We start from the raw sequence: 23,990 nt of genomic DNA on the forward strand, positions 1-23,990 counted from the left end.
GCGGGAGGCTCGTCATGAGAAAGCCCCTCCTCCTGGCGGCCGCGGTCGCCGTCACGCTGGTGTCCGCGGCATGCGGCTCCGGCTCGTCGTCCTCGGGAGAGGTACGGCTGCGAATGATCGAAAGTCTGACCAGTCCAGAGCGTACGAAGCTCATCAAATCCCTCGTCGCCGACTTCGAGCAGGCCAACCCGGGCGTCACCGTCGAGCTGATCTCCCCGCCCCTCGACAGCGCCGACCAGAAGATCACCCAGATCCTGCAGACGAAGAAGGACCTGGACGTGCTGGAAGTACGCGACCACACGGCCAAGTCCTTCTCCAACAACGGCTGGCTGGCCGAGCTGCCCACCACGGCCTGGGCCGGCTGGTCCGACCTGACCGAGCTGGCCCAGAAGAAGGCGGTCGAGGTCGGGGGGAAGGCCTATCTGATCCCGTACGGGTTCTACCAGCGGACCCTGTTCTACCGTACGGACTTCGGCATGACCCAGCCGCCCACGACCTGGGAGGAGCTGTACGAGGCCGGGAAGAGGATGACCTCGGGCGACCGGTTCGGCTACTCGTTCCGGGGCGGCAAGGGCGGCGCCGACTACGCGGTCATGATGATCAGCGCGTACAACGGCGAAGCCCTGAATCCCGAAAAATCCTTCTATCTGAAGGACAAGCGGACGATCTTCTCGACCCCGGAGGCCGCCACGGCCCTCGACCTCTTCGTCAAGATCTACAAGGAGGCGTCGCCCCCCGACTCCGTGTCCTGGGGATTCCCGGAGATGGTCCAGGGCTTCACCTCGGGCGTCACCGGCATGCTCATCCAGGACCCCGAGGTGATCAAGACGGTGGAGGAGAGCGGCGTCACGGCCTGGTCCACCGCCCCGATCCCGAAGGGCCCCAGCGGGTACGCCTTCCAGCCCGTCGGCTACGCCGGCTGGGGCGCGACCTCCTTCACCAAGCACCCGAAGGAGGCGGTCAAGCTCGTGCAGTTCCTGTCGGAGGCCCAGCAGAGCATCGCCTTCGCCAAGGGCAACTCGCTCATCCCGATCTCCAAGCAGGCCCAGAGCGACCCGCAGTTCTCGCAGGGCGCGTGGAAGGCGTACCTGCAGGCCCAGCAGGACCCGAAGCAGGTGATCACGATCAGGCCGGTGGACTATCCGGGCTGGAGCCAGTTCCTGGTGGACTCCGACCGTGACGTCCAGGCCCTCATCACCGGCAAGAAGACGACCGCCGAGGTGCTCAAGTCCTGGGACGCCTTCTGGGTGGACCAGGCCAAGAAGGTGTCGTGAAGCGTACGTTCACCCTGCGCCGGGCCCGGTTCATCGCGCTGTGCCTGCTGCCCGGCGTGGTGTTCGTGGCGCTGTTCACCTACTACCCGATGATCCGGGGCGCGGTGATCGCGTTCCAGCGCTACAACCTGTTCGACCTGACCGCCACGCCGTTCGTGGGCCTGGAGAACTTCCGGGCGGTGCTGGCCGAGGACCGCTTCTGGACGGCGCTGCGGAACACCGGCACGTGGGTGGCCGTGTCGCTGTTCTTCCAGTTCTTCCTCGGCTTCGGGCTGGCGCTGCTGCTGCGCCGCCACTTCCGCGGCCGGGGCCTCTACCAGGCGTGGGTGTTCTTCCCCTGGGCCATGTCGGGGTTCCTGATCGGGCTGCTGTGGCGGTGGATGTTCAACGGGCAGTTCGGGGTGATCAACGACCTGCTGCTCAAGACGGGGATCATCGACCAGCGCATCGGCTTCCTGGCCACGCCGGGCTGGGCGATGACCTCGGTGATCGTGGCGAACATCTGGTACGGCGTCACGTTCTTCGCCATCATGATCATGGCCGCGCTGCAGTCGGTGCCCCGCGAGCTGTACGAGGCGGCCTCGGTGGACGGGGCCTCCCGGCTGCGCCAGTTCTGGCACGTCACGCTGCCGCACATCCGGCCCACCCTGGCCCTGATCGTGCTGCTGCGGATCATCTGGATCCTGAACTTCCCCGACCTGATCTACTCCATGACCGGCGGCGGCCCGGCGGGCAGCACCGACATCATCACGACCTTCCTCATCCAGCAGGTCATCGGCGGCGACTACGGCCGGGCGGGCGCGGTCGGCCTGCTCATCCTCGGCCTGCTGCTGTCCTTCAGCGTCTTCTACCTGAACGCCACGAGATTCGAGAGGTCCCGATGAGGCGCGTCGCGGTCGCGGCCAAGGTCGTCGTGCTGGGCGCCTGGCTGCTGATCACCCTGTTCCCCCTCTACTGGATCGTCATCACCTCCCTGAAGCCCAAGCCCGAGATCTTCTCGGTGCCGCTGCGGTACTGGCCGGGGAACGTGACGTTCGAGCACTACGCCGAGCTGTTCTCCTTCGCCGACTTCGGGGCGTACCTGCTGAACTCGCTCGTCGTCTCCCTCGTCGCGGCCGCGGCCGTGACGGCGATCGGGGTGCTGGGCGGCTACACGCTGGCCCGCTTCGCCTTCCCGGGCCGCGGGGCGCTGATGCTGGCGTTCCTGGTCACCCAGATGATCCCGCTGTTCATCGCGCTCGGGCCGCTCTACCTGCTGATGTCCGACCTCGACCTGCTCAACCGGCTGGCGGGGCTGATGCTGGTGTACGTGGCGATGCTGGTGCCGTTCTCCACGATCATCATGCGCGGCTTCTACGAGCGGGTGCCGGTGGCCCTGGAGGAGGCCGCCCAGGTGGACGGGGCCTCGCGGCTGGTGGCGATGGTCCGGGTGGTCATCCCGGTCATGCTGCCCGGGATCGCGGCGACGTTCATCTTCGCGTTCGTGCAGTGCTGGAACGAGCTGTTCCTGGCCATCACGTTCATCGACAGCGAGGACGCCAAGACGATCCCGGTGGCCATGAACTCCTTCATCACCCAGTACGACATCGACTGGGGCTCGATGGCCGCCGCCACGGTCGTCTCCGTGCTCCCCACGCTCGTCCTCTTCGCCGCCATCCGCCGCTACATCGTCGAGGGCCTCACGGCGGGGGCCGTAAAGGGGTGAAAGGGATAGCCGACCGCTCGTCGCGCTATACAGACCTTTCGCCGCAGGCCATCACCAACTAATCGCCGGACCGCAGCGGCTCACCGAACGACCCTCCTATGGATCTCCACGCCGGGTAGGTTGCGCTCTTACGTTGGGCGTGATCCGCATCACAGTGGAGGTCTCGTGACGACACAAGAACATGACGCATCGGTCTATGAACAAATGCAGGAGAGCAGTGAGTTCCAGGAACTGAAGCGGCGCTTCCGCCGCTGGACCTTCCCCATGACCGTGGCGTTCCTCGTGTGGTACCTGCTCTACGTGGTGCTGTCCGGATGGGCGCGCGGGTTCATGGGGATCAAGTTGCTCGGCGACATCAACGTCGGCCTCGTCTTCGGGTTGTTGCAGTTCGTCTCCACCTTCCTCATCGCGTGGGCGTACGCCAGGCACGCGGAGAAGAAGCTCGACCCGATCGCTGACAAGCTGCGCCACCAGGTGGAGGAGAAGACTCAGTGAGCTCGACGACCCTGGGGATGATCCTCTTCCTCACCTTCGTGGCCGCCACCCTGGGAATCACCTTCTGGGCGAGCCGGCAGACCAAGACGGCCGCCGACTACTACGCCGGCGGCCGGTCGTTCAGCGGCGTGCAGAACGGCCTGGCGATCGGCGGCGACTACATGTCGGCCGCGTCGTTCCTCGGCATCGCGGGCATCATCGCCCTGTCCGGCTACGACGGGTTCCTCTACTCCATCGGGTTCCTGGTCGCCTGGCTGGTGGCGCTGCTGCTGGTGGCCGAGCTGATGCGGAACTCCGGCAAGTTCACCATGGCCGACGTGCTGGCGTTCCGGATGAGCCCCCGCCCGGTCCGCACGGCGGCGGGCGTGTCCACGATCGTGGTGAGCATCTTCTACCTGCTGGCGCAGATGGTGGGCGCGGGCGCGCTGGTCGGCCTGCTGCTCGGCATCACCGGCTCGGCGGGCAAGGCGTGGACGATCGTCGGCGTGGGCGCGCTGATGATCGTGTACGTGGTGTTCGGCGGCATGAAGGGCACCACCTGGGTGCAGATCGTCAAGGCCGTGCTGCTGATGAGTGGTGCCGCGCTGGTGACGCTGCTGGTGCTGGGCAAGTTCGGCTTCAACCTGTCGGCGCTGCTCGGCCAGGCGGCCACGGTCAGCGGCCCGAAGGCGGACCCCGGGAGCTTCCTCATCCCCGGCCTGAAGTACGGCACCGAGGCGCAGGGCCTGGCGGGCAAGATCGACCTCATCAGCCTGGGCCTGGCCCTCGTGCTGGGCACGGCCGGTCTCCCGCACATCCTCATCCGCTTCTACACCGTCCCCACCGCCAAGGACGCCCGCAAGTCGGTCCTGTGGGGCATCGGCATCATCGGCATCTTCTACCTCCTGACCCTGGTCCTCGGCTTCGGCGCGGCGGCAGTGGTCGGCAAGACGGCGATCGCCGCGGGCGATCCGGCGGGCAACACCGCGGCACCCATGCTGGCACAGCGGATCGGTGAGGAGATCTTCGGCTCGTTCGGCGGCACGATCCTGCTGGCCCTCATCGGCGCCGTGGCCTTCGCGACGATCCTGGCCGTGGTCGCCGGGCTCACGCTGGCCTCCTCCTCCAGCTTCGCGCACGACCTGTACGCGCACGTCTTCAAGCGCGGGACGGCCAGCGAGCGCCAGGAGGTCGTGGTGGCCCGCGTCTCGGCGCTGGTCATCGGCGCGGTGGCGATCGGCCTGGGCATCCTGGCGCAGGGCCAGAACGTGGCGTTCCTGGTGGCGCTGGCGTTCGCGGTGGCGGCCTCGGGCAACCTGCCCGCGATCCTCTACAGCCTGTTCTGGAAGCGGTTCAACACCGCCGGCGCGGTCGCCGCCATCTACGGCGGCCTGGTGTCCGCCCTGGTGCTGGTGGTCTTCTCGCCGGTGGTGTCCGGCTCGGCGACGGCCCTGTTCAAGACGGCCGACTTCGCCTGGTTCCCGCTGAGCAACCCCGGCATCATCTCGATCCCGCTGGGCTTCATCTGCGGCTGGCTCGGCACGATCCTCAGCAAGGAGTACAACTCCGCCAAGTACGCCGAGATCGAGGTCCGCTCGCTCACCGGTGTCGGCGCGGAGAAGGCCACGGGGCACTGACGCCCGCTCCCCAGGGCAGGCGCCCCGTTCCCCTGCCCCCACGGGCGCCTGCCGATCGGAGGGCCTGGCCGGATCAACCGGCCGGGCCCTTCGCGTGTGCGGGATCCCCGTCTGGGAAGGGGTTGTGGGCGTCCGGTGGGGCATCCCACACCGCTGTCGTCCTTAACGGGATAGAAACGCAGTGAAATGAGTGGTTGACGGGATTTCAGCGGTATGGGTACGTTCTCAGATGTGTGAACGTTGCCACACTGGCTTGGCGCCACGTGGCCGTCATCAGCATGCCTGATGCCCCGCTTGATCAGTGTGGAGGCGAAACCCCCAATGAGAACCCCGCTCGTCCGTTGGTCCGTCCTGTCGGTGTCCCTGGCACTGGCGCTCACCTCGTGTGCCAAGGGCACCGGTGGTGGCGCGTCGGCGCCTTCCCCGTCGGCCGGCCAGTTCAACCCCGGTGCCTCGTACTCGGGCACCATTTCGGTCATGGGCTTCGGTGCGACCGACGAGATCGGGACGACCCGCGTCGACCTGGCCAAGAAGTCGCTCGGCGGCGCGGACGTGAAACTGATCGAGGGCGACCTCGACATCCAGCAGTTCCTGTCATCGGTGGCGGCCGGTGACCCGCCGGACATCATCTACGCCAACCGTGACCAGATCGGCACCTTCGCCTCGCGCGGCGCGATCATGCCGCTGACGGCGTGCGTCCAGGGTGAGCAGATCGACACCTCGATGTACAACAAGAACGCCCTCGGCCAGGTGACGTTCGGCGGCGAGGTCTGGGCCGTCCCCGAGTTCAACCAGGTCCAGATCACGATGGCCAACGCCGACCTGCTCAAGGAGGCCGGGCTGACGATCGCGGACGTCAACGGCTCCAACTGGGACAAGGCCACCGCCGCCGCCAAGAAGCTGGTCAAGACGCCGGGCGGCAAGCTCAAGGTGATCGGCTTCGACAGCAAGCTGCCGGAGTTCCTGCCGCTGTGGGCCAAGGCCAACGGCGTCGACCTGCTGTCCGCCGACGGCAAGACCGCCCAGCTCAACACCCCCGAGGTGGTCAAGGCGCTGGAGTTCGCGGTCGGCATCTACAACGCCCAGGGCGGCTTCGCGAAGGTCAAGGCCGCGCGCGACTCGGCCGACTTCTTCGGCAAGGGCAACCAGTTCGCCAAGGGCGAGCTCGGCGCGATGCCGATGGAGCAGTGGTACGTCAACGTGCTCAACGACGTCTCGCCCAAGGCGCCCCTGGCCTTCGACACCTTCCGCACGCCGCAGGGGCAGCCGCTGGCCTACTCCTCCGGCTCGTCGTGGGCCATCCCCAAGGGCTCCAAGAACGCCGGGGCCGCCTGCCGCTTCGCCAAGACCATGACCCTGGTCGACACCTGGAAGGCCGCCGCCCAGGCCCGGCTGGACAAGCGCAAGGCCGAGGGCAAGCCGTTCACCGGCATCCTCACCGGCAACGTCCAGGCCGACGCGGAGATCGAGAAGATGCTGACCTCGGGCGGCGAGCCCTGGGACTCCGGCGTCAAGGCGTTCTACGAGGCCAACAAGAACACCTTCAGCCTCCCGGCCAACCCGGCCGACTCGGAGTTCAAGACCGCCTGGCAGGACGCGGTGAACCGGGTGCTCAACGGCCAGGAGGAGCCGCAGGCCGCGCTCGACAAGGCCCAGCAGGACGCCCAGAAGGCGCTGGACGAGGCATGGGCCGGCTGGACGAAGCGTACGAACTGAGATGTCCCCCTCCCGCACCAGAGCACCACGCAGGCGGTCCATGCGGTGGATCGAGACCCGGGCGGCCCTGCTGTTCATCAGCCCCTGGATCCTCGGCTTCCTGATCTTCACCGCGTGGCCCGTCGTCAACAGCGCCTACCTGTCGCTGACCGACTACGACGTCATCAACGACCCGTCGTTCGTCGGCTTCGACAACTACGTGACCCTCTTCGAGGACCCGAAGGTCGGGCTGGCGCTGCGCAACACGTTCCTGTACACCGTGATGTCGGTGCCGACCCAGCTCGTCGTCTCCCTCGGGCTGGCGCTGCTGCTCAACAGCGCCACCAAGGCCACCGGCTTCTTCCGCACGGCCTTCTTCCTGCCCAAGATGACGCCGCCGGTCGCGGTCGGCATCCTGCTGCTGATGCTGTTCAACGGACAGAACGGCCTGATCAACGCCTTCCTCGGCGTGTTCGGCATCGACGGCCCGGCCTGGACCACCGACCCCGACTGGGTCAAGCCGGGCCTGGTGCTGATGAGCCTGTGGACCGTCGGGGCCTCGGTGGTCATCATCCTGGCCGCCCTGCGCGGCGTCCCCCAGGAGCTGTACGACTCCGCCCTCGTGGACGGCGCCGGCTGGTGGAAGCGCACCCTGCGGATCACCGTGCCGATGATCAGCCCCACGCTGTTCTTCCTGTTCATCGTGGACAGCATCAACGCCCTGCAGTCGTTCACCGAGGCGTACACCGCCTTCTTCGGCTCGGGCAACACCACCTACAGCAACGACGCCGCGCTGTTCTACGCGATCTACCTGTTCCAGCAGGCCTTCGAGTTCCTGCACATGGGCTACGCCTCGGCGCTGGCCTGGTTGCTGTTCATCGTGATCATGGCGATCACCGCCGTGCAGATCCTGGTGACCAGGCGGTTCGTCCACTACGAAGGGGGGAACCCGTGAGGCGCGCCAGGAGGATCCTGACGTGGACCGCGCTGACCGCGTTCGCCGTCGCGTTCATCTATCCGTTCGTCTGGCTGCTCAGCGCCTCCTTCAAGCCGCGCAGCGAGGTGTTCGACCACCGGATCATCCCCGAGACCTTCACCCTCGACAACTACATCAGGGTGTGGCAGGAAGCGCCGCTGGCGCTGTGGATGGCCAACACGCTGCTGGTGACGGTGCTGGCCGCGGTGGCCGTGACGATCACCAGCGCGATGGTCGCGTGGGGCTTCGCCTACTTCCGCTTCCCCGGCCGGGGGCCGTTGTTCGGCCTGCTGCTGGCCACCATGATGCTGCCGGGCGCGGTCACCATGATCCCGGTGTTCCTCATCTGGAACTCCCTCGGCATGGTCGGCACCCTGACGCCGCTGTGGGCGCAGAACCTGTTCGGCAGCGCGTTCTACATCTTCCTGCTGCGGCAGTTCTTCCTCGGCCTGCCGCGCGAGCCGTTCGAGGCGGCGAAGATCGACGGGGCGAACAACTGGAAGATCTTCACCCGGATCGCCCTGCCGCTGTGCAAGCCGGCGGTCGTGGTGACGCTGCTGTTCGAGTTCCAGGCGGCCTGGACCGACCTCATGCGGCCGCTGATCTACCTGCGCGACTCCACCGACTTCACCGTGCCGCGCGGGCTGAAGGCGCTGCTCGACCAGTTCGGGTTCGGCGGCGACTGGCACTGGGAGATCGTCATGACGGCCAGCGTGATCACCACGATCCCGATGATCATCCTGTTCTTCCTCGGCCAGAAGCACTTCGTCAAGGGCATCGCCACCACGGGGAGCAAGGGATGAGCTTTCCCGACGGGTTCCTGTGGGGCGCGGGCACGTCCGCGTACCAGATCGAGGGCCACCACGGCAGGGGCGAGTCGGTGTGGGACGAGTTCTGCCGCCGGCCGGGCGCGATCGAGGGCGGTGGCGACGGCTCCCGGGCCTGCGACTCCTACCTGCGCTGGCGCGAGGACATCGAGCTGATCAAGGAGCTGGGCCTGCGGGCCTACCGCTTCTCGACCGGCTGGTCCCGGGTCATGCCCGGCGGCGACCGCCCCGACCCGAAGGCGCTCGACCACTACGAGCGTTTCGTGGACGCGCTCCTGGAGGCCGGCGTGGAGCCGGTGCTCACGCTCAACCACTGGGACATGCCCGCGGGCCTGACCTGGGCCGAGCGGTCTTCCGTAAACGCTTTCCGTACGTATGCGGAGGCGGTCGCGGGTCGGTTGGCCGACCGCGTGACCTGGTGGATCACCCAGAACGAGCCGTGGATCATCGCGCTGCTCGGCTACCAGCTCGGCCTGCACGCCCCCGGTGTGGCCGACCTCGGCACGGCGGTGAAGGCCGGCCACCACGTGCTGCTCGGTCACGGCGCGGCGGCCGACGTGCTGCACGCCCACCCGGGCACGAAGGCGGGAGCGGCGCTCAGCCTCTTCCCCTGCGACCCGGCCACCGACAGCGAGGAGGACCGGGCGGCGGCGATCGGCTCCGACGGCTACGTCAACCGGTGGTATCTCGACCCGCTCCTGGGCGGCAGTGGCTACCCTGCGGACATGCGCGAGCACTGGGAGCGGGCACTCGGCCACGGCCTCGACTTCGTCCACGACGGCGACGAGGCCGCCATCGGGGGCCGCAGCGACTTCCTGGGCATCAACTACTACACCCGCCGGGTCATGGCCGCCGCGCCGCCGGCCCCGTTCCCCTGGAAGGTGGTCGGGCCCAGCGGCGACGTGGCCAGGACCGACGAGGGCTGGGAGATCAACCCGGGCGCGCTGCGCGACCTGCTGATCGGGCTGAGCCGCCGCTTCCCCGGCACGCCGCTGATGATCACCGAGAACGGCGGCGTCTTCGGCGACGGCCCCACCCACGACGGCCAGATCCACGACAACCGCAGGGTCGCGTACCTGCGCGACCACGTCGAAGCCGTCGGCGCGGCCATCGACGCCGGGGCCGACGTGCGCGGATACCTGCACTGGTCGCTCATGGACAACTTCGAGTGGGCACTGGGCTACCGGCCCAGATTCGGGCTCGTCCACGTCGACTACGCCAGCGGCGCCCGGACCGTCAAGGACTCCGGGCGTTACTACGCCCGGCTCATCGCCGGGGGCGGCACCGCCCCCGCCCTGCCGAGGATTGAGGCGTTCGGCTAACCCATGCGGATCACCACCACTGACACGGCCTACCACCTGGACAGCGGTCACTACCACCTGACCGTCTCGCGCACCGACCCCAGCGCCGAGCTCGTGGGCTGGATGACGCTCAGCCTGCTCGCCTCGGTCAACACCCGGGGCGGGCGCGACGAGACGTACGAGACCCTGCCGCCCGTGCTCGCCGAGCGCGAGGGGGTGGCCGTCTTCGACTTCCCCCAGCGCACCACCGAGTGGGAGACCAAGACCGTCCGGCTGACCTGCACCCCCGAGACGATCGCGCTGGAGGTGCGGGTCGAGGGCGACGGGGTGCTGAGCGACGTGACGCTGCTCGGTGGCCGGGCCGTGCTCAACACCCGCGCGGCGGGCACGTTCCGGTCGGGGGTGCACGCGCGCGGCGTCTTCAGCCCCACGCCCGCCCATCCCGTGAGCGTGGTGCGGCCGGTGTCCGCGCCGGTCGCGCTCACCGTCATCGGCGACGCCTCGCCCGGCCGGCTGCACGCCGTCTTCTCCCCGCCGCCGCTGGTGCTGGCCTTCTGCAAGGACGAGCCGACCGGCGCGACCGCGGTGCCGGACGGGCAGTGGCTGGGCGCCTCTGTGCGCGCCGGGATCAGCGACCTGACCTTCACCGAGCTCTCGTACGAGCCGCTGGACGGCGGGGCGCTGCTGCGCCTCGACTACGAGGGTCACACCGAGGTACGCGGCGCGTGGACCTCGCCGGCCGTCGTGTTCCGCGCCGCGTCATCCCCCTGGGAGGCGATCTCCCACCACCGCGCCGACCTCGTCGGGCACGGCCTGGCCCCCGAGGGCCCGACCGGCGAGCGGCACGCCTGGTGGAGCGAGCCGATCTTCTGCGGCTGGGGCGCCCAGTGCGCCAGGGCCGACGGCGTCTCGCCGGTGGAGCTGTCCCGGCAGGACCTGTACGACGGGTGGCTGGCCCGGCTGGAGGAGCACGGCATCGTGCCCGGCACCGTCGTGATCGACGACCGGTGGCAGCTCACGTACGGGAACCTGGAGACCGACGAGGCCAAGTGGCCGGCGCTGCGCGAGTGGATCGCCGCCCGGCACGAGCGCGGCCAGCGCGTGCTGCTGTGGTGGCGGGCGTGGTCGCCCGACGGGCTGCCGGCGGAGGAGTGCGTGACCGACGCGGGCGGGCGCGCGGTGGCCGCCGACCCGTCGAACCCGGCCTACCGGCTCCGGGTCCGGGCCGTCATGGAACGGCTGCTGGGCGAGCTCGGGGCCGACGGCTTCAAGATCGACTTCACGCAGTGGTTCCCCAGCGGGTCGCACCTGAAGGCGTACGGCTCCACCTGGGGGCTCGCCCTCCTGCACGAGCTGCTCGCCACCATGTACGAGGCCGCCAAGCGCGTCAAACCCGACGCCCTCATGGTCACCCACACGCCGCACCCGGCCTTCGCCGACGTCAGCGACATGATCAGGCTCAACGACGTGCTGGAGTTCGACGCCCGCGGGGACGCCGTGCCCGCCGTCGACCAGCTCCGCTACCGGCACGCGGTGGCCGCCCACGCCATGCCGGGCCACCTGATCGACACCGACCAGTGGCCCATGCCCAGCCGGGCCGACTGGCTCGCGTACGCGCGGGAGCAGCCCTCCCTGGGCGTCCCCGCCCTGTACTACGTGGAGTCCATCGACAACTCCGGCGAGCCGATCAGCGGCGACGACCTGCGCCAGGTGGCCGAATGGTGGCGCCGGTGAGGCAGGCGGAGGTGGTCGTGTACGGCGCGACCTCGGCGGGCGTGTGCGCCGCCGTGGCCGCCGCCCGGCGCGGCCTGGACACCGTGCTGCTCGAACCCGGCCGGCACGTCGGCGGCATGACCTCGGGCGGGCTCGGCTACACCGACATCGGGGACGCCCGCGTGCTGGGCGGCATGGCCGCCGAGTTCCGCCGGGCCGTCGCCGACGCCTACGGGGTCGCGCCCGGCCACTACGCCGGGCCCGAGCCGCACGTCGCCGAGGCCATCTTCCTGTCCTGGCTGGACGCCGCCGGCGTGGAGGTGGTGTTCGACGCCCCGCTGCGCACGGTGGTCACCTCCGGCGACCGCGTCTTCTCCGCCGTCACGCACCGGGGGGACTTCGCGGCCGGGGCCTTCGTGGACGCGAGCTACGAGGGCGACCTGATGGCCGCCGCCGGGGTGGGCTACCGCGTCGGCAGGGAGGACCGGTCCCTGCACGGGGAGAGGTTCGCCGGGCGGCGCGAGGTGGTGCCCGGGATGCACAACTTCCCGTCGTGGATCTCCCCGTTCCGGGCCGACGGCACGCTGCTGCCGCAGGTCGCCGACGGGCCGATGGCCGAGGTGGGCGAGGGGGACGGCGGCGTCATGTCGTACGGCTACCGCGTCTGCATGAGCACCGCCGCCGACCGGATCCCGTTCGAGCGGCGGCCCGGCTACGACGAGGAGCACTGGGAGCTCGGGCGGCGGCTGTTCCGCCACTGGCGCGAGCGGGGGATCGAGCCCCGGCCCGGGCGCCTGGTGGGCCTGGAGCCGAACCTGCCGGGCGGCAAGTGCGACGGCAACTCGCTCGGGCCGTTCTCCCTCAGCGTGCTCGACCGGTCGGCCTGGGCCTATCCCGACGCGGGCCCCGCCGAGCGCGAGCGGATCCGCCTGCACCACCTCCACCACGCCCAGGACCTGCTGTACTTCCTCGCCCACGACCCCGAGGTGCCCGCCGCCGTGCGGGCCGAGCTGGGGCGGTGGGGGCTGCCGGCCGACGAGTTCGCCGACACCGGCCACCTGCCGCACCAGCTCTACGTGCGGGAGGCGCGGCGGATGCTGGGGAGCAAGCACCTGACCGAGCACGACCTCGTCCAGGGGCGGCCGCAGGAGGACGTGATCGCGATGGGCTCGTACCATCTCGACGTCCGGGAGGTGCAGCGGACCTGGCGGTGGGTGTACGAGCACCCGGACCCGGTGCCCATGGTGGTGACCGAGGGGTACCTGTCGGTGGGGGTCGATCCCTACCAGATCCCGTACGGCGCGATCGTGCCCCGGCGGGAGGAGTGCGCGAACCTGGTCGTGCCGGTGTGCGTGTCGGCCTCGCACGTGGCCTTCTCCTCCATCCGGATGGAGGTGCAGTACCAGATGCTCGGGCACGCGGCCGGGCTCGCCGCCGCGCAGGCGGCCGGCAGCGGGAAGGCGGTGCAGGACGTGGACGTGGCCGCGCTGCAGGAGGAGCTGGCCGCGGCCGGGCAGGTCCTGTCGCTCTGACCTCGAAGGGCGGCCCCGCGGGACGGCCCGCCCCGGTGAGCCGGGACGGGCCCTCGGGATCTCAGGCGGCCTCGCCCGCCTGGTCGAGCACCTGCCGGACGAACGGCGGGACGACCTTGCGCAGGACGTTCGCCTCGTGCGCCTCGGCGCGGGCCAGCGCCTCCGCCGCCGCGGCGGGCGTCCCCGAGCCCGACAGCAGGTCGAGGGCCGCCAGCCCCGCCGCCCCCATGTCTTTGGCGGCCGACACCCAGCGGTCCAGCTCCCCGGCGATCGGCCCCGCGACGTCGGCGGGCAGCCCGGCCAGCCGGGTCAGCTCGGCCCGCAGCTCCGCACGCGACCGGCCCTCCAGGGCCGCGGCGCACAGGGCGGTGAGCCTCGGGCTCTGGTCGGCCCCGGGCGGCCAGGCCGAGCACGCCTCCACCAGCGGCAGCAGCTCAGCAGCCCCCGGCAGCAGCCGGACGGCCCGCGCGTGGGACCTGGCCGGGTCGTAGGCCGCCAGGTGCCAGGCGTAGTCGGCCACCGTCGTCAGCGCGATGCGCGAGGCCGCCGCCTCGACCATCGGGTTGGCCGTGATGCCCTCCAGCGGCACGTCACCCAGCTCCGTGGCCCGCCCGACCAGCGGCCCGAGGAAGACCCGGGAGAAGTCGAAGTCGTTGACCGGGAAGTTGTCCCACAGCGCCACCCGGTGCCCGTAGGAGGCCGCGGCGGCCGTCATGTCGTAGGCGGAGATCTCGCCCACCACCACGTCGGACCCGGTCCACCAGACCAGCACGTCCGCCGGCAGCTCCGCCGCCAGCCGGTCGCGGTACGCCGTGCGCCCGGTCCCCGCGTAGTCCGTGGGCACCATGGTCAGCGGCCGGTCCGCGCCCCGGGGGACGAGGAACCCGGCGGCGAAGTCGCGGCAGACCGCCGCGTGCGCACTCGCGCTCGCGCCCTCCGCCGTGCCGTACGCCTCCCGGTCGGGCGCGTGGCCCAGCTCGGGCGGGATGTCGTCGAAGAGCAGCGCGAACTCCCTGACGCCCACCTCCCACACCTGCTCGGCCTTGGCCCGCAGCGCCTTGCGCTCGGCCGGGTCGCTGTAGACCATGGACAACCCCGGGCTGAGCGCGAACACGAACCTGACGTGCTGCGCCGCCGCCTCCGCGACCAGCTCGGCCAGCCTCGCCAGCTCCTCCTCCGGGTACGGCTCCCGCCACCGCTCCCGGTGGTACGGGTCGTCCTTGGGCGCGTAGACGTAGGCGTTGAGCTTGTGCCTGCCGGAGAAGCGCAGATGACCGAGACGGTCGGCGTGGGTCCACGGGGTGCCGTAGAAGCCCTCGATGGTGCCCCGGAGCGGCAGGTCGGGCCAGTCGCGCACCTCGGCCTCCGGCACGCACGACCGGTGCTCGGGACACGGCGCCGCGGCCAGCGCGAGGAGGGTCTGCGCGCCGTAGAAGGCGCCGGCGGGATCCGCGCCCACGATCAGCACGGAGCCGTCGCCGGCGGTCAGCGTGTACCCTTCGGCCGGCAGCTCCGCCCCGGCGTCGACGCGCACCTCCACGCGCACCTCCGAGAGGACCGGGGCGTCGTCCGTCCCCGCGAACGAGGCGCTCAGGGCGGTGACGGCGCGGTCGGCGGCGGCGTCGCCGTGGATCCGGCAGCCGCTCAGCTCAAGATGCGAAACACCGAAAGTGGCCTTTTTCGGACAGGGAACAATCCACTCCAAGGCATCCATTGTGGGAACGATACCGGATAGGATTGCGCCTCGTGGGAAGCGATGTGACCGAAGTTCTGCCCGGGGTGCTCCGGATCGAGGACACCTGCAACGTGTACGTCATCAAGGCTCCTGTCGCCCCCGGCGAGGAGCGCACCGGGATCGCCGTGGACTTCGGTTCGGGACGCGTGCTCGACCTCCTCGAGGAGCTCGGGCTCGACCGCCTCACCGACGTCCTGATGACCCATCACCACCGTGACCAGGCGCAGGGGCTGCACCGGGCGGCCGCTGCGGGGGTCGCGATCCACGTGCCGCCGGTCGAGCGCGACCTGTTCGAGAAGGTCGGCGAGATGTGGTCGGGGCGCCAGATCCTCAACGACTACGACCTGCGCGACGACCGGTTCTCGCTGCTGGAGCCCGTTCCGGTCACCGATGTGGTCCCCGAATATCGGACGGCCCGTTATGGCGGGGTCGATGTCCGGGTGCTGCCCACCCCCGGGCACACCACCGGCTCCGTCACGTACGTGGTGGGCCGGGCCGCGTTCACCGGTGACCTGATCTACGCCCCCGGCAAGGTGTGGTCCCTGGCCGCCACCCAGTGGTCCTACACCGAGAACGAGGGCCCCGCCATGGTGGTCATCAGCTCCGAGCTGCTCCAGAAGGAGGAGCTCGACGTGCTGCTGCCCTCCCACGGCGAGCCGATGACCGACCCGAAGGACGCGCTCGCCCGCCTGTCCACGGCCATGCAGCGCTACGTGGACTTCCGCCGCCCCCACGCCTGGGACGTGCGCGGCCTGCTGGCCAACCCGTTCGTCCAGGTGACCCCCCACCTGCTGATGAACCGCAGCAGCCAGTCCTACAGCTACGTCCTGCTGTCGGAGTCGGGCGCGGCCATGGTGTTCGACTTCGGCTACGACATGTCCACCGGTCTGGTGAAGAGCACCGCCCGCGAGGCCCGCCGTCCCTGGCTGGCCTCGATGCCCGCGCTGCGCGAGCACTACGGCGTCACGAGCGTCGAGGTCGCGATGCCCACCCACTACCACGACGACCACGTCGCGGGCATGCCGCTGCTGCGCGACGTCGAGGGCACGGCGATCTGGGCCCCGTCCCACATCGCGCCCATCCTGGCCGCGCCGCTCCACCACGACCTGCCGTGCCAGTGGTTCGACCCCATCCCCGCCGACCGGGTGCTCGGGCTGGGGGAGACGGTGCGCTGGCGCGAGTACGACATCACGGTGCACGACCTGCCGGGGCACACGCTGTTCGCGGCGGCGTACGAGTTCGAGGTGGACGGGCACCGGGTGCTCGTCACCGGCGACCAGCAGGACGGGATGGGCATCCCGGACGAGCGCCAGGAGATCCTGAATTTCCAGTACAAGAATAGGTTCCAGATCGAGGACTACCGGAAGAGCGCCGCGCTCTACCGCCGCCTGCGCCCCGACCTCATGGTCAGCGGCCACTGGCGGCCCCGCTGGGTGGACGACGACTACCTGCACATGATGACCGAGCGGGGTGAGGAGCTGGTGGCCCTGCACCACGACCTGCTCCCGCTGGACCGGCTCGACCTCGGTGCCGACGGGGTGCTGTGCCGGTTGACCCCGTACTATACGAGCGTCCCCGCGGGCGGCGAGGTCGTGCTGACGGCCACCGTGCGCAACCCGTGGCCGGACAAGGCCGTGGCGACCATCGAGCCGGTGGTTCCGCCCGGCTGGCGGCGCGAACAGGGATCCCTGACGCTTAGGCTGCCCGGAGGGGGTATGGAGCAGGTGCATCTCCGTCTCGGCGCCGACGTCGTGCCGCGACGCCGAGTTCGCCTCGCAGTCGACCTGACCATCGGCGACCTACGCCTCGGGCAGCACGCCGAGGCGCTGGTCGATGTGGTCGCGGAAGGGAATCCATGACCATAGAACGGCGCGGCACCCCCCTCGGCCGTTCCCGCCGTCCCACGATCAAGGACGTCGCGGAGGCCGCCGGCGTCTCGCGCTCCACGGTCTCGCGGGCGCTGACGGGGCGCGGATACGCGGCCAGCGACGTGCGCGAGCGCGTCCTGCGCGCCGCCGCCGAGCTGGGCTACGTGCCCGACGTCATGGCCCGCACCCTCAAGCAGCAGGTCAGCAGGTCACTGGGGGTCCTGGTGAGCGACCTGCGCAACCCCTTCTACGCGGAGCTGGCCGCCGGGGCCAGCAGGGAGGCCCGCGAGCGCGGCTACACGATGGTGCTGGCCGACACGAGCCTGTCGGCCGAGGCGGAGAGCGAGGCCGCCGAGGCCCTGGTCGCGCTCCGGGTGGCCGGCGTGATCGTGACGCCCAACTCCTCGACCGTGTCCACCTACCTCTCCTCCCACGGCATCCCGGTGGTCGAGGTGGACCGCCAGTTCGCGGCCGGCTCGACCGACGGCGTCGTGGTCGGCAACCGCGTCGGCGCCCGCACCGCCACCGCACACCTCGTCGGTCTGGGTCACCGCCGGATCGCCCTGTTCATCGACGAGACCGACTGGACCACCGGCTACGAGCGTTACCAGGGCTACCTGGAGGCGCTGGCGGCCGGTGACATCAAGGTCGACCCCGCCCTGGTCGTCTCCTCCGGCTGGGACGTCACCGACTCCCGGCGCCGGGCCCTCGACATGCTGCGCGGCCCCGACCGTCCCACGGCGGTCTTCGCCGCCAACAACGTGCTCGCCGAGGGCGTCTGGCGGGCGATCAGCGGGCTGGGGCTGAGCGTGCCCGGCGACATCAGCCTCATCGCGTTCGACGACGCGCCCTGGATGAGCATGGTCTCGCCCACGGTCAGCGCGGTCTCCCAGGACACCTTCAACCTGGGCGCGACCGCCGTGCGCAGGCTCGACGAGCGGATCCAGATGCCGGAGGCCGACTCCGTCACGACCGTGCTCAACGTGCGCCTCATCCAGCGGGAATCCACCGCACCGCCCCCCGTTATCTGACATTTCCGTCATCTCCCGCGTTGACCCACGGGGAAAGGTCGCCCTAGGATCCCGTGTGGGAACGATGTCACAGCCACCTTGCGGCAGTCGTTCTCGTCGGAGGCCCAATGCAGCACGATCTTCCCCCCGTTCTGTCCCTGGACATCGGCGGCACCAAGCTCGCCGCGGGCGTGGTGACAGGCGATGGCCTGATCCACGGCTGGCAGGTCACCCCCACCCGCAGGGAGGAGGGACCGCGACCCGTCCTGGCCAGGCTGTTCGACCTGGGCAGGAAGGCGGTCGCGGAGGCCGGCCTGCCCGAGGTGGCGGCCGTCGGCATCTCCTGCGGCGGCCCGCTCGACGCCGCGGCCGGGGTGCTGGAGTGCCCGCCGCACCTGCCGGGGTGGATCGACGTCCCGATCGGGGCGATGGCCGCGGAGGCGTTCGGCGTCCCGTCCGCCCTTGAGAACGATGCCACGGCCGCCGCGCTGGGCGAGTTCCGCTACGGCGCGGGGCGCGGCACCAGCACGATGCTCTATCTCACGATCTCCACGGGTGTGGGCGGCGGCTCCGTCATCGGCGGGCGCCTGCACCGGGGCGCGGCCGGCAACGGCGGCGAGCTGGGGCACGTCATGGTGCGGCCGGGCGGCCGGAAGTGCTCGTGCGGCCGGCTGGGCTGCCTGGAGGCGTACGCCTCCGGCACCGCCATCGCCGAGCGCGCCCGGGAGGCCCTGGCCACCGGCCGGCCCTCGTCGCTGTCCGCCGTCGAGCGCCCGACGGCCGAGGACGTCTCCCGCGCCGCCGAGGCGGGCGACCCCCTGGCGAGCGCGATATGGGACGAGACCACATGGGCGCTCGGCAGCGCGATCACCGATTTGGTGAACGCGTTCGAGCCCGAGCTCGTCGTCCTCGGCGGCGGCGTCACCCGTTCCGGCGCCCGGCTCCTCGACCCCGTGGCCGCCGCCGTCGCCCGGGACGCCATGCCGCCTGCGGCCCGTGCCGCGCGCATCGAACTCGCGCGGCTCGGCGCGGGCGTCTGCGTGGTGGGCGCCGGCGCCGTCGCCCATGACCTCCTGTCCGGACTCTGAGGAAAGACGCATGCCTGAACTTCCCCCGGTGCTCGCCGAGCACGTAGCAGGGCACCTCGCCGCCGCACACGGCATGGCGGCCCTGCTGCCCGCCGTCGAGGCCGCCGCGGACCTGCTCATCGAGACCTTCACCCGCGGCGGGACCGTGTACACGATGGGCAACGGCGGCAGCGCCGCGGACGCCCAGCACCTCACCGGCGAGCTGATCGGCCACTACAAGCGCGACCGCCGGCCGCTGCCCACGGTGACGCTCACGACCGACGCCACCGTCATGACCTGCATCGCCAACGACTACGCCTACGAGGACGTCTTCGCCCGGCAGGTCCAGGCGCTGGCCCGGCCGGGCGACGTGGTGGCCGCTTTCACCACCAGCGGAAACTCGCCTAATGTGGTCAACGCCCTCGAAACCGCGCAGGTCAACGGCGCGGTGACGGTACTGTTCGGTGGCGGTGACGGCGGGAAGGCCGCCCAGCACGCCGACCACCTCCTCCTCGCCCCCAGCTCCGAGACCCCGCGCATCCAGGAGATCCACACACTGATGCTGCACATGATCAGCGACAAGGTCGACGCATGGGCGGCCGCGTGACCAGGCGCCCCGACCCCATGTCGCGGGCCCCCATGTCGAACGCCCCCTCCGGCAGCCAGCCGCGCGGCCTCCCGCGGGCCCCCCGTCCCGCGGCCACCCCCGACCGCACCCTGCACATGATCGGCAACGCGCACCTCGACCCGGTGTGGCTGTGGCCGTGGCAGGAGGGCTACCAGGAGGCGCGGGCCACGTTCTGGTCGGCGATCCACCGCATGGACGAATACCCGGACTTCGTCTTCACCTGCGACCAGGTCGTGCTGCTGTCGTGGGTGGAGGAGTCGGACCCCGAGCTGTTCGACCGGATCCGGGAGAAGGTCGCCGAGGGCCGGTGGGTGATGACCGGCGGCTGGTGGGTGGAGCCCGACTGCAACATGCCGTCGGGGGAGTCGTTCGTCCGCCAGGGGCTCTACGGCCAGCGCTACCTGAAGGAGAAGTTCGGGGTCACGGCGTCGGTCGGCATGAACGTCGACCCGTTCGGCCACAACGCCATGCTGCCCGCGATCCTGCGCGGCCAGGGCATGGACTCCTACTGCTTCCTGCGCCCGGGGCCGCACGAGAGCGAGCTGCCCGGCACGATGTTCTGGTGGGAGGCGCCCGACGGGAGCCGGGTGCTGGCCTACCGGATCCCGTTCGAGTACTGCAGCCCGCCCGGCGAGGTCGCCGGCCAGACCGAGAAGGCGCTGGGCCAGCTCGACCGCTCGCTCGGCGACCTGATGATCTTCTACGGCGTGGGCAACCACGGCGGCGGCCCCACCAAGGCGAACATCGAGTCCATCCACCGCTACGACCGGATGGGCACGTTCGGCGAGCTGACGATGTCCTCGCCGCGCCGCTACTTCGACGAGATGGCCAAGCGCCTGGGCGAGCAGGGCCTGGCCGAGCTGCCGGTGTGGCGCGACGACCTGCAGCACCACGCGGCCGGCTGCTACTCCTCGCACTCCGGCATCAAGGCGTGGCAGCGCAGGGCGCAGGCGGCGGTGCTGTCGGCCGAGCGGTGGGCGGCGATCGCCGGCCACGACGCCCGCGCCGACCTGGAGCGGGCCTGGAAGCAGGTGCTGTTCAACCAGTTCCACGACGTGCTGCCCGGCTCGGCCATCGAGCCCGCCTACGACGACGCCCGCGACCAGCTCGGCGAGGCCGTCGCGATCTCCAAGCGGATCATCACCAGGGCGCACAACGTGATCGCCCGCGACGTCGCCGTGCCCGAGGAGGCCGGCACGCAGCCGGTCGTCGTCTTCAACCCGCACCCGTGGCCGGTCACGACCCGGGTCGAGATGCAGTACGGCCTGGCCCCCAACGGCGTGCACGTCGTGGACGCCGACGGCGCCGACGTGCCCTGCCAGCGCACCCAGTCGGTCGCCACCACCGACGACAAGGGGCGCGGCGCCACCGTGTTCCGGGCCGAGCTGCCCGCGCTGGGCTACCGCCTCTACCGCCTGCGCCAGGGGCCGGGCGAGGTCCCGGCCGGCACGCTCCTGGCCTCCGAGCACCACCTCGAGAACGACGTGCTGCGCCTGGAGCTCGACCCCGTCACCGGCTGGCTGTCCAGCCTGGTCGACAAGCGCACCGGCGTCGACCTGGTGGCCGGGGCGACCGGCGAGCACACGCAGATCTGCGAGGACCCGACCGACACCTGGGGCCACCGCGTCATCTCCTACGACTGGCCGGGCGAGGCGATGGTCACCACCGACATCGTGCTGCGCGAGCACGGCCCGCTGCGCGCCCGCATCCGGGTCGAGCGCGAGTGGGGGCGCTCCACGATGGCCGAGGAGTTCATCCTGGGCGCCGGGGACGACGACGCCGTCGAGGTGCGGGTCACGCTCGACTGGCGGGAGCAGGCGCACCTGATGAAGCTGCGCTTCCCGGTCGCGCTGGAGAGCCCCGTGGCCACGTACGAGATCCCGTTCGCCCACCTGAACAGGCCCATCGACGGGGCCGAGGAGCCCGCCCAGTCGTGGGTGGACCTGTCGGGCGCCGTGGCCGGCAGGCGCGCCGGGCTGGCCGTGGTGAACAACGCCAAGCACGGTTACGACGTCTCCCCGCCGGGGCCCGGGCGCAGCCACAGCATCGGCATCACCGCCGTGCGCAGCCCGGTCTACTCCTGGCACGACCCGCGGCTGCTCGACCCGGACGGCTACTACTCCTACCAGGACCAGGGGACGCAGCGGTTCTCGTACCTGCTGGTGCCGCACGACGGCGACTGGCGCGCGGCCGGGCTGACCCGGCGGGCCGCGCTGCTCGGCTCACCGGTGCGGGCGATGCTGGAGAGCTTCCACGACGGCCCCCTGCCCAGCGCCCGCGGCTACCTGGACGACGGGGGCGGGCAGGTCATGGTGACGGCGGTGAAGCTGCACGAGGACGCGCCGCGCGACCTGGTGGTGCGGGCCGTCGAGAGCACGGGCCGGCCCGCGGTCGCGACGCTGAGCATCCCGGTGGCCGGGATCCGGCTGACGGCCGACTTCGGGCCGAGCCAGATCCGTACGTTCCGGATCCCGCTCGACGATCCGCTCTCGGCCGTGGAGACGGACCTGGTGGAGCTGGGGGTGCGCAAGGGCGCGTTCACGGTGGAGCCCTGGTGATCGCGGACGCCGCCGAGCCGTCGCCGCTCGTTTCCTCCCCGATCGTCCTCTCGCCGCCCTCCGAGCCGCCCTCCGAGCCGCCCTCCGAGCCGCCCTCCGCCGCCGGGGCCGGCACGTCGCCCGTGGTGGCGGTCGCCGACCCCGACGGGGGCGAGGTGCTCGTCGAGGTGCCGGGCGGCGGGCCGTACACCGTCGGGTGGCAGTGGGGCGAGCGCCTCCCGACGGGCCGCCGCGAGCTGCGCCTGCACCTGCGGTACGACGGCACGGAGCCGGCCTCCGGGACCGTGCGCGTCAGCAGGTCGGTGGCCGCCGTCGCCGACCCGTGGTGGCTGATCCCCGGCCTGTTCTACGGCGAGAACCGGCCGGCGGCGTGCCAGCGCGTGTTCCCCCGCTTCGAGACGGGCGCCGACCGGCCCGAGGAGATGGTCTCGGCCCGGTGGGGCTTCCGCGCCGACCGGGCCGCCACCCCCGCCGTCATGGTGTGGGGCGACGCCTCCGGGACCGCCCTGATCGCGGACGAGGAGTCGGCGCTCGGCCCGACCGGCCTGGCCATCGGGCACGAGGCGGGGCGGGCGACGATCGAGCTGCTGTTCCCGTACCAGGAATATCCGGTCACCTACTACGGCTCGGCGCTGCCCCTGCCCGCCGAGGCGGCGGCGCACGTGTGGCGGCCCGGGGAGTCGCACGTCCTGACGCTGGCGACGTGCCCGCTGCCGGCCGACCGGCACGCGTACGCGCCGGTGCTGCGCGAGGACCGCGACCTGCGCCTGCCCGCCGCCCCCGTCGAGCCGTGGGAGGACGTGGCCTCGGCCGCCGACATCGCCGCCGAGGGCCTGTACCGGTGGCACTACGACCCCGACCCCGGCGTGCTGCTGGAGACGGTCGGGTTCGACCGGGAGGTGAGCGGCACCAACGGCGAGCGGGTGGACCGGCAGGCCATGCACGTCGGCTGGGTGAGCGGGATCCCGTGGGCGGCGGCGCTCCTGGAGCACGGTCTGCGGAGGGGACGTCCTGACCACGTCGCCGCCGCCGAACGGGTCATCGACTTCATCTGCGCCAACCTGTCGCCGTCCGGCACGTTCTGGGGCGTCTGGTACCGGCGATCGGGCTGGTCGCAGAGCTGGAGCCACGTCAAGGACGCCCTGCACGCGCGCACGCTGGGGGAGGCGACCCTGTTCCTGCTGCGCGCGCTGCGCCACCGGCCGAACCCGGCCTGGGCGGCGGCGGCCCGCTCCAACCTGGACGCGATGGCCGCCCGCCAGCGCCCCGACGGCAACCTCGGCACCCTCCACCACGCCGCCACCGGCGAGGTGCTGTCCTGGTCGGGCGCCTCCGGCTTGACCTGGGTGGCCGCCCTGGCCGAGTCGGGGCACCCCGCCCACCTGCGGGCCGCCGAGCGCGCCGGCGACTACTACGCCTCGTTCGTCGAGGACGAGTTCGTCTACGGCGCGCCCGAGGACGTGGACCTGGCTCCGACCTCGGAGGACGGGTACGCGGCCGTGATGGCGTACATGGCGCTCCACCGGCGCACGGGCGCCGCCCGCTGGCTGGACCTGGCCCGCCGCGCCGCCGACTGGATGCTCACCTTCCGCTACACCTACAACGTGCGCTTCGGCCCCCGCACCCCCCTGGGCGTGTACGGCTTCGCCACCCGGGGCGCGGACCAGGCGTCGCCGTCCAACCAGCACCTGCACGCGTACGGGCTGGTGTGCACCGCCGAGCTGGTGGAGCTGTCGGAGGCGCTCGGGGACCCGTACTACGCGGAACGGGCGCACGAGACGCTCGACTGCTTCCGCCAGCTCCTCCCGGCGGCCGACGGCGACCTCAACGCCTACCGCGGCATGATCACCGAGCGCTACTACCAGACGGACTGCTTCCAGCCGAAGGGCATGTACCTGACGCTGTCGCACGCCTGGAGCGCGGGCGTGCTGCTGCTGGCCTGCGAACAGGTCCTCGCGTCCCGGCCCGCGCAGGCGAGGTAGCACGGGCG

At 71.1% G+C, this 23,990-nt stretch carries 18 protein-coding genes; 17 read left to right on the plus strand and 1 reads right to left on the minus strand.

Annotation, left to right across the window (positions count from 1 at the left end):
* Positions 1-14 precede the first annotated feature (14 nt).
* The 11 genes from ACBJ59_RS08475 (at position 15) to ACBJ59_RS08525 (ending at position 13,134) form a co-directional block, all read left to right on the plus strand.
* Positions 15-1,274 (plus strand): ABC transporter substrate-binding protein, encoded by a 1,260-nt coding sequence (locus ACBJ59_RS08475; RefSeq protein ID WP_375109595.1) that lies wholly within the window; start codon positions 15-17, stop codon positions 1,272-1,274.
* A complete protein-coding gene (locus ACBJ59_RS08480) occupies positions 1,271-2,158 on the plus strand; it encodes a sugar ABC transporter permease (protein ID WP_364117693.1) in 888 nt (295 codons plus the stop codon). Before ACBJ59_RS08475 ends, ACBJ59_RS08480 begins: the two co-directional genes overlap by 4 nt.
* Positions 2,155-2,979: a carbohydrate ABC transporter permease gene (locus ACBJ59_RS08485; protein ID WP_375109596.1), complete on the plus strand. Its 825-nt coding sequence runs from the start codon at positions 2,155-2,157 to the stop codon at positions 2,977-2,979. The genes ACBJ59_RS08480 and ACBJ59_RS08485 overlap by 4 nt, the downstream gene beginning before the upstream one ends.
* Positions 2,980-3,183: 204 nt before the next feature.
* Positions 3,184-3,474: a DUF485 domain-containing protein gene (locus ACBJ59_RS08490; protein ID WP_375109597.1), complete on the plus strand. Its 291-nt coding sequence runs from the start codon at positions 3,184-3,186 to the stop codon at positions 3,472-3,474.
* Positions 3,475-3,491: 17 nt separating this feature from the next.
* Complete coding sequence (locus ACBJ59_RS08495) at positions 3,492-5,090, plus strand: cation acetate symporter (protein WP_375110211.1); 1,599 nt, start codon at positions 3,492-3,494, stop codon at positions 5,088-5,090.
* A 321-nt stretch (positions 5,091-5,411) separates the two neighbouring features.
* On the plus strand, positions 5,412-6,806 hold the full coding sequence (locus ACBJ59_RS08500; RefSeq protein WP_375109598.1) for an ABC transporter substrate-binding protein: 1,395 nt from the start codon (positions 5,412-5,414) through the stop codon (positions 6,804-6,806).
* 40 nt (positions 6,807-6,846) lie between these two features.
* Positions 6,847-7,740, plus strand: a complete 894-nt coding sequence (locus ACBJ59_RS08505; RefSeq protein ID WP_375109599.1) for a carbohydrate ABC transporter permease — start codon at positions 6,847-6,849, stop codon at positions 7,738-7,740.
* On the plus strand, positions 7,737-8,564 hold the full coding sequence (locus tag ACBJ59_RS08510) for a carbohydrate ABC transporter permease (protein WP_375109600.1): 828 nt from the start codon (positions 7,737-7,739) through the stop codon (positions 8,562-8,564). The genes ACBJ59_RS08505 and ACBJ59_RS08510 overlap by 4 nt, the downstream gene beginning before the upstream one ends.
* Positions 8,561-9,910, plus strand: coding sequence for a GH1 family beta-glucosidase (locus ACBJ59_RS08515; protein ID WP_375109601.1), 1,350 nt, complete (start codon positions 8,561-8,563; stop codon positions 9,908-9,910). The genes ACBJ59_RS08510 and ACBJ59_RS08515 overlap by 4 nt, the downstream gene beginning before the upstream one ends.
* Before the next feature lie 3 nt (positions 9,911-9,913).
* Positions 9,914-11,623, plus strand: coding sequence for a hypothetical protein (locus ACBJ59_RS08520; RefSeq protein WP_375109602.1), 1,710 nt, complete (start codon positions 9,914-9,916; stop codon positions 11,621-11,623).
* On the plus strand, positions 11,620-13,134 hold the full coding sequence (locus tag ACBJ59_RS08525) for an FAD-dependent oxidoreductase (RefSeq protein WP_375109603.1): 1,515 nt from the start codon (positions 11,620-11,622) through the stop codon (positions 13,132-13,134). Before ACBJ59_RS08520 ends, ACBJ59_RS08525 begins: the two co-directional genes overlap by 4 nt.
* A gap of 61 nt (positions 13,135-13,195) precedes the next feature.
* Here ACBJ59_RS08525 and ACBJ59_RS08530 read toward each other — a convergent pair whose 3' ends face one another.
* Entirely contained in the window at positions 13,196-14,848 is a 1,653-nt protein-coding gene (locus ACBJ59_RS08530; RefSeq protein WP_375109604.1) for a beta-N-acetylglucosaminidase domain-containing protein, read from the minus strand.
* A 44-nt stretch (positions 14,849-14,892) separates the two neighbouring features.
* Between ACBJ59_RS08530 and ACBJ59_RS08535 the strand changes: the two genes are divergently transcribed.
* The 6 genes from ACBJ59_RS08535 to ACBJ59_RS08560 all read left to right on the plus strand — a co-directional run bounded on the left by ACBJ59_RS08535 (position 14,893) and on the right by ACBJ59_RS08560 (position 23,982).
* The gene (locus tag ACBJ59_RS08535; RefSeq protein WP_375109605.1) at positions 14,893-16,728 is read left to right on the plus strand and encodes an MBL fold metallo-hydrolase; all 1,836 of its coding nucleotides are present in this window, start codon (positions 14,893-14,895) and stop codon (positions 16,726-16,728) included.
* Positions 16,725-17,768, plus strand: a complete 1,044-nt coding sequence (locus tag ACBJ59_RS08540; protein ID WP_375109606.1) for a LacI family DNA-binding transcriptional regulator — start codon at positions 16,725-16,727, stop codon at positions 17,766-17,768. The genes ACBJ59_RS08535 and ACBJ59_RS08540 overlap by 4 nt, the downstream gene beginning before the upstream one ends.
* A 107-nt stretch (positions 17,769-17,875) precedes the next feature.
* A complete protein-coding gene (locus tag ACBJ59_RS08545; RefSeq protein ID WP_375109607.1) occupies positions 17,876-18,835 on the plus strand; it encodes an ROK family protein in 960 nt (319 codons plus the stop codon).
* A 10-nt stretch (positions 18,836-18,845) separates the two neighbouring features.
* Positions 18,846-19,421 (plus strand): SIS domain-containing protein, encoded by a 576-nt coding sequence (locus ACBJ59_RS08550; RefSeq protein WP_375109608.1) that lies wholly within the window; start codon positions 18,846-18,848, stop codon positions 19,419-19,421.
* Positions 19,406-22,000: an alpha-mannosidase gene (locus ACBJ59_RS08555; protein WP_375109609.1), complete on the plus strand. Its 2,595-nt coding sequence runs from the start codon at positions 19,406-19,408 to the stop codon at positions 21,998-22,000. The genes ACBJ59_RS08550 and ACBJ59_RS08555 overlap by 16 nt, the downstream gene beginning before the upstream one ends.
* Positions 21,997-23,982: a hypothetical protein gene (locus ACBJ59_RS08560; protein WP_375109610.1), complete on the plus strand. Its 1,986-nt coding sequence runs from the start codon at positions 21,997-21,999 to the stop codon at positions 23,980-23,982. The genes ACBJ59_RS08555 and ACBJ59_RS08560 overlap by 4 nt, the downstream gene beginning before the upstream one ends.
* The last annotated feature ends 8 nt before the right edge of the window (positions 23,983-23,990 follow it).

The sequence above is a fragment of the Nonomuraea sp. MTCD27 genome (assembly GCF_041950495.1).
Taxonomy (GTDB): Bacteria; Actinomycetota; Actinomycetes; order Streptosporangiales; family Streptosporangiaceae; genus Nonomuraea.

What these genes read in the sequence shown, in the direction of transcription:
- ACBJ59_RS08475 (WP_375109595.1), top strand. Translation starts at nt 15, where the DNA reads ATGAGAAAGCCCCTCCTCCTGGCGGCCGCGGTCGCCGTCACGCTGGTG.
- ACBJ59_RS08485 (WP_375109596.1), top strand. Translation starts at nt 2,155, where the DNA reads ATGAGGCGCGTCGCGGTCGCGGCCAAGGTCGTCGTGCTGGGCGCCTGG.
- ACBJ59_RS08490 (WP_375109597.1), top strand. Translation starts at nt 3,184, where the DNA reads ATGCAGGAGAGCAGTGAGTTCCAGGAACTGAAGCGGCGCTTCCGCCGC.
- ACBJ59_RS08495 (WP_375110211.1), top strand. Translation starts at nt 3,492, where the DNA reads ATGATCCTCTTCCTCACCTTCGTGGCCGCCACCCTGGGAATCACCTTC.
- ACBJ59_RS08500 (WP_375109598.1), top strand. Translation starts at nt 5,412, where the DNA reads ATGAGAACCCCGCTCGTCCGTTGGTCCGTCCTGTCGGTGTCCCTGGCA.
- ACBJ59_RS08505 (WP_375109599.1), top strand. Translation starts at nt 6,847, where the DNA reads ATGCGGTGGATCGAGACCCGGGCGGCCCTGCTGTTCATCAGCCCCTGG.
- ACBJ59_RS08515 (WP_375109601.1), top strand. Translation starts at nt 8,561, where the DNA reads ATGAGCTTTCCCGACGGGTTCCTGTGGGGCGCGGGCACGTCCGCGTAC.
- ACBJ59_RS08520 (WP_375109602.1), top strand. Translation starts at nt 9,914, where the DNA reads ATGCGGATCACCACCACTGACACGGCCTACCACCTGGACAGCGGTCAC.
- ACBJ59_RS08530 (WP_375109604.1), bottom strand. Translation starts at nt 14,848, where the DNA reads ATGGATGCCTTGGAGTGGATTGTTCCCTGTCCGAAAAAGGCCACTTTC.
- ACBJ59_RS08540 (WP_375109606.1), top strand. Translation starts at nt 16,725, where the DNA reads ATGACCATAGAACGGCGCGGCACCCCCCTCGGCCGTTCCCGCCGTCCC.
- ACBJ59_RS08545 (WP_375109607.1), top strand. Translation starts at nt 17,876, where the DNA reads ATGCAGCACGATCTTCCCCCCGTTCTGTCCCTGGACATCGGCGGCACC.
- ACBJ59_RS08550 (WP_375109608.1), top strand. Translation starts at nt 18,846, where the DNA reads ATGCCTGAACTTCCCCCGGTGCTCGCCGAGCACGTAGCAGGGCACCTC.
- ACBJ59_RS08555 (WP_375109609.1), top strand. Translation starts at nt 19,406, where the DNA reads ATGGGCGGCCGCGTGACCAGGCGCCCCGACCCCATGTCGCGGGCCCCC.